This is a genomic window from Lachnoanaerobaculum gingivalis, assembly GCF_003862475.1.
GTDB classification, from domain to species: Bacteria; Bacillota; Clostridia; order Lachnospirales; family Lachnospiraceae; genus Lachnoanaerobaculum; species Lachnoanaerobaculum gingivalis.
The window spans coordinates 28,671-41,728 of sequence record NZ_RRCO01000006.1 but is presented as its reverse complement, the minus strand read 5'-3'; the positions used below and the strand labels follow the sequence as shown (position 1 = coordinate 41,728).

General features: G+C 36.1%; 14 protein-coding genes. 7 read left to right on the top strand and 7 right to left on the bottom strand.

Going from position 1 to position 13,058, the window contains the following annotated elements; genetic code table 11:
* The first annotated feature begins 40 nt into the window (after positions 1–40).
* The 7 genes from EHV10_RS12015 to EHV10_RS11985 all read left to right on the top strand — a co-directional run bounded on the left by EHV10_RS12015 (position 41) and on the right by EHV10_RS11985 (position 6,599).
* Positions 41–1,834, top strand: a complete 1,794-nt coding sequence (locus tag EHV10_RS12015; RefSeq protein ID WP_128674850.1) for a glycoside hydrolase family 2 protein — start codon at positions 41–43, stop codon at positions 1,832–1,834.
* Positions 1,835–1,971: 137 nt separating this feature from the next.
* Positions 1,972–2,805 carry a CAP domain-containing protein gene (locus tag EHV10_RS12010; protein WP_128674849.1) on the top strand — a complete coding sequence of 278 codons (834 nt, stop codon included), beginning with the start codon at positions 1,972–1,974 and terminating at the stop codon, positions 2,803–2,805.
* A 223-nt stretch (positions 2,806–3,028) separates the two neighbouring features.
* Positions 3,029–3,688, top strand: coding sequence for an amino acid ABC transporter permease (locus EHV10_RS12005; RefSeq protein WP_128674848.1), 660 nt, complete (start codon positions 3,029–3,031; stop codon positions 3,686–3,688).
* The gene (locus tag EHV10_RS12000) at positions 3,669–4,340 is read left to right on the top strand and encodes an amino acid ABC transporter permease (RefSeq protein WP_128674847.1); all 672 of its coding nucleotides are present in this window, start codon (positions 3,669–3,671) and stop codon (positions 4,338–4,340) included. The genes EHV10_RS12005 and EHV10_RS12000 overlap by 20 nt, the downstream gene beginning before the upstream one ends.
* A gap of 19 nt (positions 4,341–4,359) precedes the next feature.
* A complete protein-coding gene (locus EHV10_RS11995) occupies positions 4,360–5,133 on the top strand; it encodes an amino acid ABC transporter ATP-binding protein (protein ID WP_034211414.1) in 774 nt (257 codons plus the stop codon).
* Positions 5,134–5,157: 24 nt separating this feature from the next.
* On the top strand, positions 5,158–6,009 hold the full coding sequence (locus EHV10_RS11990) for a transporter substrate-binding domain-containing protein (protein ID WP_128674846.1): 852 nt from the start codon (positions 5,158–5,160) through the stop codon (positions 6,007–6,009).
* A gap of 98 nt (positions 6,010–6,107) precedes the next feature.
* Positions 6,108–6,599, top strand: coding sequence for an HD domain-containing protein (locus tag EHV10_RS11985; protein WP_128674845.1), 492 nt, complete (start codon positions 6,108–6,110; stop codon positions 6,597–6,599).
* Positions 6,600–6,705: 106 nt separating this feature from the next.
* Here EHV10_RS11985 and EHV10_RS11980 read toward each other — a convergent pair whose 3' ends face one another.
* The 7 genes from EHV10_RS11980 to EHV10_RS11950 form a co-directional block, all read right to left on the bottom strand.
* Positions 6,706–7,344, bottom strand: a complete 639-nt coding sequence (locus EHV10_RS11980) for a DUF421 domain-containing protein (protein WP_128674844.1) — start codon at positions 7,342–7,344, stop codon at positions 6,706–6,708.
* 3 nt (positions 7,345–7,347) lie between these two features.
* A complete protein-coding gene (locus EHV10_RS11975) occupies positions 7,348–7,797 on the bottom strand; it encodes a DUF3290 domain-containing protein (protein ID WP_128674843.1) in 450 nt (149 codons plus the stop codon).
* 153 nt (positions 7,798–7,950) lie between these two features.
* Positions 7,951–8,703, bottom strand: a complete 753-nt coding sequence (locus EHV10_RS11970; RefSeq protein ID WP_128674842.1) for an ABC transporter ATP-binding protein — start codon at positions 8,701–8,703, stop codon at positions 7,951–7,953.
* A gap of 25 nt (positions 8,704–8,728) precedes the next feature.
* Positions 8,729–9,493, bottom strand: a complete 765-nt coding sequence (locus EHV10_RS11965; RefSeq protein ID WP_128674841.1) for an ABC transporter ATP-binding protein — start codon at positions 9,491–9,493, stop codon at positions 8,729–8,731.
* Complete coding sequence (locus EHV10_RS11960; protein WP_128674840.1) at positions 9,493–11,073, bottom strand: ABC transporter substrate-binding protein; 1,581 nt, start codon at positions 11,071–11,073, stop codon at positions 9,493–9,495. Before EHV10_RS11960 ends, EHV10_RS11965 begins: the two co-directional genes overlap by 1 nt.
* An 86-nt stretch (positions 11,074–11,159) precedes the next feature.
* A complete protein-coding gene (locus EHV10_RS11955) occupies positions 11,160–11,954 on the bottom strand; it encodes an ABC transporter permease (protein ID WP_128674839.1) in 795 nt (264 codons plus the stop codon).
* Positions 11,944–12,894, bottom strand: coding sequence for an ABC transporter permease (locus tag EHV10_RS11950; protein WP_128674838.1), 951 nt, complete (start codon positions 12,892–12,894; stop codon positions 11,944–11,946). Before EHV10_RS11950 ends, EHV10_RS11955 begins: the two co-directional genes overlap by 11 nt.
* Positions 12,895–13,058 lie beyond the last annotated feature (164 nt).

Genomic DNA, 13,058 nt, shown 5'->3' with positions numbered 1-13,058 from the left:
TGAAAATTTAATCAAACCTATATAGTATGAGGAGATAAAAATGAACTTAAATGAAAAAAACAATGAACAAATAGTAGAAGATATTCATGTTATAGATTATACATCTGAGTATGAATGCAAGATAGCATCAGCAGATACTATGATTTTTGATACCGGTAGAGAAAGGGAGTTGCTGAATGGTCAATGGCATTACGCGGTTGATCAATTAGATGCATTTTTAAGGGGAAGGTGGTATAAAGAAAAACGCTTTGATGATAGAGGAAATACCATTCCACTTGATTATTCATATGATGAATGGCCGGTAATGAATTTACCATGTTGTTGGAACACTGAAAAAAATGAGTATATGCTTTATGAAGGAAGTATGGTTTTTACAAGAAAATTTTATTTTAAGAAAAAAAGTAATGAAAAAGTTTTTCTTAAAATAGGTGCTGCTAATTATATTTGTCGTGTTTTTTTAAATAAAAAATATGTTGGTATGCATAGAGGTGGAAATACTCCTTTCTTTATTGATATTACTGATGAAATATTGGAAGATAATAGAATTATTATACAGGTAGATAACACAAGAAGAGTAGAGCAGGTACCTACAGATAATACCGATTGGTTTAACTATGGTGGAGTATATAGGGATATAGCATTGATTAGAGTACCACAAGTATTCATTAAAGACTATCAAATTGGACTTGTTCCGGATAGTACATATAGTAATATCTCGGTAAAAGTCAAACTTTCAGAAAAAACTAATGCTGTTGTTACTTTATCCATTGCAGAACTTGATATTTTTGAAGAAATAAAGTTGCAGAATGGTGAAGGAACATTGATATTTAGCGCCAATCCGGAACTGTGGAGCCCAAATAATCCAAAGCTCTATAAGACAGTTTTAAAATCAGGAGAGGATGAGGCTACCGATTATATAGGCTTTAGAGAAATTAGAGTTGAGGGGAGAGATATCATTTTAAATGGAGAAAAGATTTTTTTGAGAGGTATAAGTTGTCATGAAGAAAGTGTAGAGAATGGTAAGGCATTAACAAATCAAGAACGAGTACAAAATATGGAAATTGCAAAAGAGTTAGGGTGTAATTTTATGAGATTAGCACACTATCCACATGATGAGAATTCGGCAATATTATCTGATTATGAGGGAATGTTGCTTTGGGAAGAGATTCCGGTATATTGGGCTGTACAGTTTGAGAGAGATGCTACATTCGATGATGCAAAAAATCAATTACAGGAATTAATTAGAAGAGATTATAACCGAGCAAGTGTTATTATTTGGTCGGTAGGTAATGAGAATCCGGATACTGATGCAAGATTTAAATTTATGACAAGACTTGCTAATATTACCCGTTTAGAAGATTCGACTAGAATGGTATCAGCTGCATGTCTTGTTAATTTTAAAAACAATGCTATAGAAGATAGATTAATAGAGTCATTAGATATAATTGGGCAAAATGAATATTGCGGTTGGTATGTTCCGGATTTTAATAGTTTAACAGAACTTTTTGAGAACTCAAAGCCTGATAAACCTGTTATTATAACAGAATGTGGTGCAGATGCTCTTGCACATCAACATGGCTCTGTAGATGATAAGGGAACAGAAGAGTGTCAAGCAAATGTATATTTACTACAAACAAATACTATAAAAAATATATCGTATATAAAAGGAATTACACCATGGATCCTATATGATTTTAGATGCCCAAGGAGAACTTCTGTGATTCAAAATTACTACAATAGGAAAGGATTATTAAATCCGGAGAAAAACTATAGAAAGCAGGCTTTTTACGTATTACAAAAGTTTTATGAGGAGAAGAAAAATTCTAATCATTAAAAAACTATACTAATATGAATAATTTGTTTTTATATAAGATGGATTTTGTATTGTTTTTTGTATGTAAATTGTTATTTTATTTTACTTCTATTTAGGTTAAACTATATGTAATATTTATTACCGGAAAGGAGTAATGTATGAAAAAAAGAGTTTTTCTCGGATTGGTAGCAAGTACATTATTGATGGCTGTGCCTACATTTGGAGCAACCGGAGGTTGGAAAAGAGATAATAACGGATGGTGGTATCAGTTTTCCGACGGGTCATATGTAAGGTCATCATGGCTTAGTATAAACAATGTCTGGTATTATATGAACGGATCCGGCTATATGCAAACAGGCTGGTTAAAAGAAGGAAGAGACTGGTATTATCTGGATACAAACAACGGAGATATGAAAGTAGGCTGGGTTAATGTCAATAATACATGGTATTATATGAATCCTTTCAACGGCGGCAGAATGGATGTAAACACATATACACCTGACGGATACTTTGTTGATGCAAGCGGAGCATATCAGCCGGAAGGAAGAATGACGGAAACAAACGGCAGACAAAACAACAGTGCAAATACAACATCGGGATCGACTTCAAATCAGACTTCCACAGCCGCCTTTGCGCAAAGAGTCATTGAACTTGTAAATGATGAGAGAGCACAGTACGGACTTTCGCCTTTATCAGCCGACAGTGCCCTTATGAATAGCGCAGGCATAAGGGCAAAGGAGCTTGTGACATTGTTCTCACATACAAGACCTGACGGTTCAAGCTATCGTACTTTAATGCCTTCAGGACTTATGACCTGGGGAGAAAATGTTGCAATGGGACAGAGAAGCCCTGAAAGCGTTATGGAATCATGGATGAACTCACAGGGTCATAGAGAAAATATACTAAGTGATGATTTCAGTTTGATAGGTGTAGGGTGCTATAGCGACGGCAGTACACTTTATTGGGTTCAAAACTTCGGTGCAAGAAGGTAAATACTTTATAAGTATCAAAATTAACCTATACTTTAAAGCAGTATTTTGCTTTGAGGTATAGGTTTTTTTACTAAAGACCATACTATATTTGTAAAGATTTTTTTGCATTATGCAGATATAAAAATAAATACTATAAACCTATAGACAAAAAGGGTTTATAGTGATATTATCATCTCCGTAAAATAAATGCAGAGATACAAAGAGTATCTTGGAAAGTAACATTATGGATTTTGAATTTATAAAACAGGTGTTTCCTTTATACGTAGATGCAGCCATACTGACATTAAAAATAGGTATATCGGGAATCTTAATTGCAATAATTGTGGGGCTCTTATGTACGCTTGTTTTACATAAGAAGATACCGGTACTTAGTCAACTGGTAAGTATATATATTGAAATGAGCAGAAATACACCGCTTATCATACAGTTGTTTTTTATATACTACGGTTTGCCGAAGCTTGGGCTAAAGGTAGATGCCTTTGCATGCGGAGTATTCGGACTCGCATTTCTGGGAGGCAGTTATATGTGTGAGGCTTTCAGAAGCGGAATAGAAACTATAGATAAGATACAGGAGGAGAGTGCATTAAGTCTTGGACTTAGCCACAATCAGACACTCTTTTATATTTTGCTTCCACAGGCTGTTTCAATAAGTACACCCGCATTTGTAGCCAATATAATATTTCTTTTGAAAGAAACATCTGTGTTCTCAGCTATCAGCTTAATGGATCTTATGTTTACCGCAAAAGATTTGATAGGCTTGTATTATAAAACTGTTGAGAGCCTTGTACTGCTGGTATTTTTCTATTTAATTATATTATTACCGGTGTCAATACTCGGTTCCTATGTAGAAAGGAGGGTACGATATGCCGGATTTGGGTCTTGATGTGATATTTAAAGGAAAGAATGCCATAAGACTTCTTGGTGGACTCGGTATAGCACTTAGAATCAGTTTAATATCTGTGCTTATCAGTATTCCCTTGGGTATCTTGGTCGGTATTTTGATGACTTTTAAAAATCCTGTTTTAAAAGCGGTACTTAGAGTATATCTTGAAATTATAAGAATAATGCCGCAGCTTGTACTTTTGTTTATAGTATTTTTCGGAACTACAAGAGCACTTGGAATAGATGTCTCGGCAGAACTTTCAGCAATCATAGTATTCAGCCTTTGGGGAACTGCAGAGATGGGAGATTTGGTAAGGGGAGCTGTGACAAGTATTCCTAAGCACCAGTATGAGAGCAGTGAAGCACTTGGACTGAGTAAGAAACAGACTTTTATATATATCATTATACCTCAGACGATAAAGCGACTTATTCCGCTTTCAATTAACCTGATTACCAGAATGATAAAGACTACATCACTTGTACTTATGATAGGAGTTGTTGAGGTAATAAAGGTGGCACAGCAGATAACGGAGGCAAACAGAACTTCAAGTCCGAATGCGGCTTTCGGAGTATATCTGGTGGTTTTTATGATGTATTTTATCGCTTGTACCCCGATAAGTATGCTTGCAAGATATCTGGAAAAAAGAAATTAGTATGAAGGAAGGAGAGAATATGCCGGCATTATTGGAAATAAACAATGTTGTAAAAAATTATGACGGAAAAAATGCTGTACTTGACGGTGTGAGCCTTGAACTGAACAAGGGAGAGGTAATAGTGCTTATAGGGCCAAGCGGTTGCGGTAAGTCCACATTACTTCGATGTATAAACGGTCTGGAAGAAATACAGGGCGGAAGTATAAGCCTTGACGGAAAAGTCATTGACTATAAGCAAAATGATTTGACAAAACTCAGACAAAAAATAGGTATGGTTTTTCAAAGCTATGAGCTTTTTCCACATATGACAATACTTGAAAATATCATACTGGCCCCGACAAAGGTGGCCGGAGTAGATAAAGAGAGTGCAAAGAAGGAAGCGATGGAGCTTCTTAAAAGAGTAGGTCTTGCACATAAATCAAATGCTTATCCGAGAGAACTTTCAGGCGGACAAAAGCAAAGAGTGGCAATAGTAAGAGCTTTGGCAATGCATCCTGAGATTTTATTATTTGATGAGGTTACAGCGGCTCTTGACCCTGAGATGGTAAGAGAAGTGCTTGATGTAATGCTTGATTTGGCTAAACAGGGTTCAACTATGATTATTGTAACTCACGAAATGCAATTTGCAGAGGCTGTAGCCGACAGAGTGTATTTCCTTGATAAGGGAAATATAGTGGAGACGGGTAGACCTAAGAGCTTTTTCACTTCACCGAAGACTGAAAGAGCAAGACAATTTTTGAATATTTTTGAATTTGAATCCATTAAGGATGATAAGGAAGAATATAATATATAGATTTTCATATAGGAGGAATATAAAATGAAAAAAGGTAAATTAATAGGATTAGTAGGTATTTTGGCTGCAGGAGCTTTGGCACTCAGTGCATGTGGTTCATCTTCAAAGAGTGCGGCTAAGAATAAATTCAGAACTTTAGATGAGATAAAGAGTGCGGGAACTATAAATATAGGTGTTTTCTCAGACAAGCATCCTTTCGGATATGTTGACGAGAACGGTGAATATCAGGGATATGATATTTACTTCGGAAACAGACTTGCAGAGGATCTTGGAGTTAAAATCAATTATGTAAGTACCGAGGCCGCAAACAGAGTGGAATATCTTGAAACAGGTAAGGTAGATATTATACTTGCAAACTTTACAGTTACACCTGAAAGAGCTGAGGCGGTAGACTTTGCACTTCCATATATGAATGTAGGACTTGGTGTTATATCATCAGATAAAGATCCTGTAACAAGCCTTGACAATTGGAAGGCCGAGGACGAGATGATAGTTATTTCAGGAACAACAGCCGAGACTTATATGACTAAGAATTACCCTGATATCAAGCTTCAAAAGTATGATACATATGCAAATGCCAAGAATGCGCTTTTAAACGGTTCAGGTAAGGCATGGGTAAATGACAATACTGAGGTTATCGCATTTGCAAAGAGCAATCCGGGATATACTGTAGGTATTGACAATCTTGGTGCTAAGGATACCATCGCACCGGCTGTAACAAAGGGAAACACTACATTACTTGAATGGATCAATACAGAGATTGAAAATCTTGGAAAAGAGAACTTCTTCCACAAGGATTATGAAGAGACACTTACAGATACTTATGGCAGTGAATATGCAGATACTCTTGTAATAGAAGGTGGAAAAGTGCAATAAGGATTAAAGCGGGTTTTTGAATAAAAGCCCGTTTTTTATTTATAAGTGTAAAAAAATAATATATAATATTAAGCAAATATTTTTGCAAGAGGTGTAATATGACCGTAAGTGAAGTAATGGAGAAGATGATAAGGGAAAGTAAGGGCAGCTTTAGGGATATCAATCATTTTTTAAAAGTTTGGGGATATGCAAGAAATATAGGAACGGGAGAGAATCTGGATTATGATACTCAAAAAATACTTGAAATAGCCGCTATAGTGCATGATATTTCCTGTCCGTCACTTAGAGAAAAGTATGGTGAAGCGGACGGTAAAAAGCAGGAAGAGGTGTCTTCACCGATGATTAGAAAATTTTTTGAAGGCAGTGATATATCAAAATCTATGGTAGACAGGATAGATTTTATGATAGCACATCATCATACATATACAGATATAGACGGTATTGATTTACAAATTCTGCTGGAAGCCGATTTTTTGGTAAATGCTGATGAGATGAAGTTAAAAAAAGAAGCAATAGAAGAGATGATGAGAAAAGTTTTCAAAACGGAAACCGGCATAAGATATCTTAAAGCGTTATTTTTAGACAGATAGAAGAAGAACCCTCCGAGTTTCAGAGGGTCCTTTTAATTAAGTATTTAATTTTGTGAAGGTGGAAGTAAAACTACAAGCTATAGTTATGCATTTTTTATATAACAAACTATATAATCTTCGGATAAGTTGTAAGGTTTAATTCACCGTTTACATATTCACCGAGAAAAATATCCTGTATGTTTTCAACGCCCTGTTCATTGATTGAAGATAGCAACCATTTTTCATCATGTCCGATAACCTCAAGTATATCACGGTTTATTTTGCCGTTTGAAATAATAGGAAATTTCGGTGTAGCTGATTGCATATCTATAATGGTAAGCTTACCGTTAGTTTCCATTATTGCGGATTTAACCTCTTTTGTAGAGAAGAGTCCCTCCATACGTATATGTAACATAAGCTGATCTGCAGATATACCTACCTTGGCACAATTTTCAACATTTACCTTACCGTTTTTTATAAGGATAACGGGATTTCCCACTACCAATGACTTTACAGCCTTGATATTTACCAGTAATTTTACGATAATCACAACTAAAGACCAGATTAATATAAAGATAAGGAATGTTATGATGGAAATGGAAGTATTATAAATAACACCGCCTATAATACCGCCAAGTACATAGTTTTGTATCTGGTTTAGCGGAGTATTTATAGAGAATTCATATTTTCCAAGTATATGTATCTGTAAAATCATTACCATGATACCGAGAATAAATTTGATACCGACTAATAAATATATATTCATAAATTATCTCTCCCCGTTTATATATACATTATGATCTATCACATGTGTACGCTGCAAAGTATAGGAGTTATTGTCATTATTTAGATGCACCATATAGTCCTCTTCATTATAGCGGACTATAATGCCGTCTTTTAAAGTTGTGGAATTTACCAAAATATCGTCTGTAGCAACCTTGGCATCTGTAGCCACACTTTCAATAAATTTTACCAGCACATGTGATTGGGAAAAATCCTTATGATTCCTAGTATAATTTTCCACCTGAATTCCCAAAAGAATAAAAATAAAAACCGCAATGCCTATGGAAATATCTCTAAGTCTGGTCTTCATTCTATACTTCATAAAGCGAAAACCTGTAATGATAACAACAGCCAAAAGCAAAATGATTAAAGCCGATCTTATAATCATATTGGTGGACTGGTGTTTTATAATATAATCTAAAGTATAAAAATTCATATGATGCATTATACTCCTTTCAATAATCTTTGTAATTTATAGCATAGACTCCGTAGGTATTCAAGATGTTTCAAACCGGTTAGTTTAATCGATATTATTATGTTTTTATTAATGTGATTTTACATATATTCAATAAAAACAGCATCCAATATATCAGTATACATCGGATGCTTCTATAAGTGCTTTTGTATATTTATTTTGAGGGCGGTGAATTATTCTGCTTGTCACATCTTTTTCCATGATACGACCGTCCTTCATTACGGCTACATCATCACACATATAATGGACTAAAGATATATCATGACAGATAAAAAGTATTGCCATTCCCATTTCATCCTTTAAGTCATTTAACAATGATATTATTTTCCTTTGAACTATCATATCAAGTGCCGAGGTAGCCTCATCACATATAAGAAGTTTTGGTGAGGGAGCGATAGCTCTGGCAATTGCAGCTCTTTGACATTCACCGCCGCTGACCTCGGCAGGAAATTTATTATAGAAAGAAGAATCAAGACCGCAGCGGTTTAAAAGCGATATTGCTTTATTTTTATAATTACCGCAAAAACCGAAGTTTTTTAAATTTAAAACTATGCTCTCTCCAAGGCTTCTTATCGGGTTAAAGCTCTCCCTCGGAAGCTGGAAAATCATTTGCAAATCCTTATATATTCTTCTGTATTGTGATGGGGAAAATTTGCTGATACATTTGCCGTCAAATATCACTTCTCCGGATGTTACCGGGATCAGACCTGTGATCGCTCTTGCAAGTGTGCTTTTTCCCGAACCGCTTTCACCTACAATGCCAAGACAGCGCCCTGACTTTAATGTAAGATCAATATTTTCTATACTTGGTTTCGGTTCACCCTCAAATTGCTTTGTAAGTTTGTTTATAATTAAAATTTCATTCATATATACTCCGAAGTAAAGAGAAACTCTAACCGGAAGCGGAAAGTATCAGCTCCTTTGTGAAATCACTTTTAGGAGAGGAGAGTACGTCACATGTTTTTCCGTAATCAACCGTTTTACCGTTATTTAATACCAATATTCTGTCGGTGATATTTCTTGCTATTTTTATATTATGGGTTACAAGTATAATAGCTGTATTGTATTTTTCACGCAGTGATTTCAGCTCATTTTCTATTTGCACAGCCACAATAGGATCGAGTGCACTGGTAGGCTCATCAGCTAAAATTAAAGAAGGTCTGTTTAGCATGGCAAGCGCTATACCGACTCTTTGATTCATACCTCCTGAAAGTTCAAAAGGGTAGGCATTTAAGATTCTTTTAGGATCGGGTAATGAGAGATTTTCAAAAATAACTGTTGCGGTATCAAGAGCTTCTTCTTTTGAAATCTGTTTATGCGCTTTCATACTTTCAAAAACAGTGTCACCTATAGTTTTTAAAGGATTGGTGTGAATACCGGATTCCTGAAAAACCATACTTATACGATTACCGCGAATTCTCCTCATTTCAGAAGCATTAAGTGATAAAAGGTCTATGTTTTCAAAAAATATATTTCCGGTAAGTACCTTGGGGCCTGAAAGCCCCATGATACTTTTTAGTAATGTGGATTTTCCACAACCGCTGTTTCCGACTACACCCAGAATCTCACCTGAGTTCAGAGAAAATGACAGATCATATAATACTTGTCTTTTTTCATATGAAATATTTATATTCTCAAATTTCAAAAGTTCTCTCATTATTCTATTACCAAATCCTTGCTGAATTCATAATAGTCACTTGGCATAGGAGTAAGACCTTTTATATTTTTCTTACTTACAAGACTCATTTGCAAGTGTGAAACAAATATAAAACCGCAATCATCCACTAAAATATCACTCATATTTTTTGCAATCTCTTCACGTTTTTCACTTTCAAATGTTGTTGAAAGAGTTTTGGCAAGTTCGTCAAGTTCGGCATTTGAGTAGTGTCCTCTGTTCTTTGGTGACTCGGTAAGAGAAGTCATATCAAAGAAATATCCCTTGTTTCCGGTAGGATTTGTAACCATAGCACTGCCGAAGATATCCCAGGTAGTGCTGTCTTTCATTACCTCAAGATAATTCTCCGTACTGTTTATATTAAGCTTGATACCGATATCCTTTAAGTTTGCCTGTATACTTTGTGCAAGTATAGGAAGCTCGGTTCTTCCCGGATATGTGATGTAGTTAAGTTCTAAATTCTTGCCGTCCTTATCTACATAGCCGTCATTATCACTGTCACTCCATCCTGCATTTGCAAGTAACTCCTTTGACTTTTCAGGAGAAAAACTGTATGTCGGGTTTTCTCCATCCTTCATAGGGAACGGGCCGTTTGCAACCTTTCCATGACCGCCAAGCAAAACATTTACAAAGCCTTCCTTATCAATGGCCATAGCTATAGCAGATCTGATGTTTTTATCTGTAAGAAGTTCATTGTCAAAGTTTAACTGCAGGAAAAATGCTCTGCTTGTAGCAACAGAGTTTATATTATAATTGTCATTCTCAAAAAGCGGATAGCTTGCATAAGGAAGTCCGGAGGTTGCATCAAGCTCTCCCGACTGAAGTCCCATAGTCAATGTGTCACCGTCTGTAATAGACTTTACGGTGATGTTTTTCTTTGAGACTTCACCGCCCCAGTAGTCATCTCTTGATACAAGGCTTATTTCACTGTCAGACACTGAGGTTGCTTTGTAAGGACCTGTACCTGAAACATTTTTACTTGCATCCACACCTACCTGCATATCTATAATTGCGGTATAAGGTTCCGCAAGGAAGTTTAAAAGAGCGGGATTCGGTTCGGTAGTTACAAATGTGAGTGTTTGACCGTCAGCTTTTATTTCCTGTATTTTCATATCCTTAGGTGCTCTGTCATGAACGGCTATCAAATCTTCAAAACATTCTTTTGCAGCTGCAGCATCAAGCTTTCTGCCTGATGAAAAATTGATGCCGTCTTTGATTACAACTTCAAGAGTATTGTCATCTACAAACTTATAAGAGTCTGCAAGCCAAGGTACAAGCTCTATATTTTCATTTAATCTGAACAATGTCTCCCCGACACCGTATCGTACACAGCTCCAGCCTGAGTAGTCCTCATGAGGATTAAGACCTGCATCGGACATACCCACACCATAACTGCCGGTGCCGTATACAAGAGTCTTTGTAGTATCTGAAGTACCGGATGAAACTGACGAGGTTTCAGAACTTGCCGAGCTCTCAGACAAAGTTTTTGAAGAAGAGGCGCACGCACCCAGAAGCAGAGCCGTACTAAAGGCAACAGAAAGTAATTTTATTTGTTTTTTCATGTATGTAAAAACTCCTTTATATATTTACGGATAAACATATGTTTAACCGTTTATTTATTGTTTAACAATTTCAAAAGTATATTAATTTATACGTTGAAGTAATCTCTAAGTGATTCACCGAATATATTGAATATAGAGACTGTGATAAAGATAGCAATTCCCGGTGAAAGTGTAATCCATGGAGTTATCTGAAGCAAACTCCTGCTTTCACTTATCATACTTCCCCATTCAGGAGTGGGAGGAGTGGCACCAAGTCCCAAAAATGACAGTGCCGCCATTTCCATAAGGCTTGTACCTATATCAAGGCTTGCTGTTACTACTATCGGTCCTATAATATTTGGAAGTATCTCTGTAAACACTATTTGTACCGTATCACTGCCGCTCATTTTTGCCGCATTTATATATGTGGAGGTTTTTGTAGACAGTACAAGACCTCTTGAAAGTCTTGCATACCTTGGCCATCCTACGGAGGCAAGCGCTATTATCGCCCCGAATACACCGTTTTTAAAAAGTCCGGCAGTGGCAATTGCAAGCACAAGTCCCGGAAACGCCAAAAATATATCGGAAACACGCATAAGCAAAGTGTCGGCAATTCCTCCGAGGTATCCGCAAAATATTCCGATTACCACACCGATAACAGCCATTAAAAGTACTACCGCCAAAGCTGAGAATATACTGATTCTTGATGCGGCAATCACCCTTGAAAACATATCTCTGCCATATATATCCGTTCCCATAATATGAGGAAAGGACGGGGGAGATTTTGCCGTCATCAGGTTTTGCTCTGTGATATCAAAAGGTGTAAGCATCGGAGAAAAGAATGCAAATATAAGCAGTACTATCACCAAAAAAGACGGAAAGATTAATTTTTTAGTTCGCATATTTTCCACCTCCGATTCTAAGTCTCGGATCCAAGAAATAATATGAAATATCAGACATTAGATTTATAAATACATATATAAATGCCATCCACAGCACATATGCCAAAATCACAGGATAGTCACGTAAATTTATAGACTCAATAGCCAGCTTTCCGATTCCGTCCCACATGAAAATACTCTCAACAATGGAGCTTCCGCCCAGAAGACTTCCGAAACTGAGTGACATCAATGTAATCAGAGTAAGAGATGTGAGCCTAAGTACATTAAAGAATATAATTGCGTTTTCTTTTATACCTCTGGCCCTTGCTCCGATCACATAAGGTTTTGAGAGTTCGGATATAATAAGTGCACGAATCTGCCTTATATACTTTGCGCTCATTGCCAGTGCAAGAGTAAGTGTGGGAAGTATCAGACTTTTTACACTTGTTCCCTGTGAGATTACCGGCAGAAGTTTTAGCTGTAATGCAAAAATATATGAAAGCACAAGCGCCACAAAAAAGTTGGGCAGAGAATTACCTATAAATGACAGTGCTTTTATAATACTGTCAAATACAGAGTTTTTCTTTACCGCTGAAAGTATACCGAGCGGAAGGGAGATAATTAGGGTAGTGATTAAAGAGCTTACACTGAGTAAGAGAGTATTCGGCAGTTTAGAAAAGATATAGCCGAATACCGGCTTGCCGGATACATAGCTTATACCCATATCACCTTGAATCACCCCCAAAAGCCAGCTGATATATTGAACTATAAAGGGACGGTTTAAACCAAGTTCTTCCCTCTTTTGATTTATAAGCTCCGGAGAAAGTACTCCTCCTATCGCTTCATATCTTACCGCCACCGCATCACCGCCTGTAAAGTATATAAGCGCAAAGGATATGAAGCTTATGCCTATAAGTATAGGAATTAATGATAATAATCTTTTTAAAATATATTTAAACAATTTTTCCACCAATAAAAGGTAAAATTTATTTGTTTAAGCAAAGCTGTAAACATGATAATAGAATATAAAAGAGAAAGGGATATGTCAAGAGAAAATGAAAATGAGTTTCAAATCTAAAAGGCCTTATTTCACAATATAAAATATTGAAAAATAAAGCCTGTATT

Coding starts and splice junctions, on each gene's coding strand:
- EHV10_RS12015 (WP_128674850.1), top strand. CDS start 41: ATGAACTTAAATGAAAAAAACAATGAACAAATAGTAGAAGATATTCAT.
- EHV10_RS12010 (WP_128674849.1), top strand. CDS start 1,972: ATGAAAAAAAGAGTTTTTCTCGGATTGGTAGCAAGTACATTATTGATG.
- EHV10_RS12005 (WP_128674848.1), top strand. CDS start 3,029: ATGGATTTTGAATTTATAAAACAGGTGTTTCCTTTATACGTAGATGCA.
- EHV10_RS12000 (WP_128674847.1), top strand. CDS start 3,669: ATGCCGGATTTGGGTCTTGATGTGATATTTAAAGGAAAGAATGCCATA.
- EHV10_RS11995 (WP_034211414.1), top strand. CDS start 4,360: ATGCCGGCATTATTGGAAATAAACAATGTTGTAAAAAATTATGACGGA.
- EHV10_RS11990 (WP_128674846.1), top strand. CDS start 5,158: ATGAAAAAAGGTAAATTAATAGGATTAGTAGGTATTTTGGCTGCAGGA.
- EHV10_RS11985 (WP_128674845.1), top strand. CDS start 6,108: ATGACCGTAAGTGAAGTAATGGAGAAGATGATAAGGGAAAGTAAGGGC.
- EHV10_RS11980 (WP_128674844.1), bottom strand. CDS start 7,344: ATGAATATATATTTATTAGTCGGTATCAAATTTATTCTCGGTATCATG.
- EHV10_RS11975 (WP_128674843.1), bottom strand. CDS start 7,797: ATGAATTTTTATACTTTAGATTATATTATAAAACACCAGTCCACCAAT.
- EHV10_RS11970 (WP_128674842.1), bottom strand. CDS start 8,703: ATGAATGAAATTTTAATTATAAACAAACTTACAAAGCAATTTGAGGGT.
- EHV10_RS11965 (WP_128674841.1), bottom strand. CDS start 9,493: ATGAGAGAACTTTTGAAATTTGAGAATATAAATATTTCATATGAAAAA.
- EHV10_RS11960 (WP_128674840.1), bottom strand. CDS start 11,073: ATGAAAAAACAAATAAAATTACTTTCTGTTGCCTTTAGTACGGCTCTG.
- EHV10_RS11955 (WP_128674839.1), bottom strand. CDS start 11,954: ATGCGAACTAAAAAATTAATCTTTCCGTCTTTTTTGGTGATAGTACTG.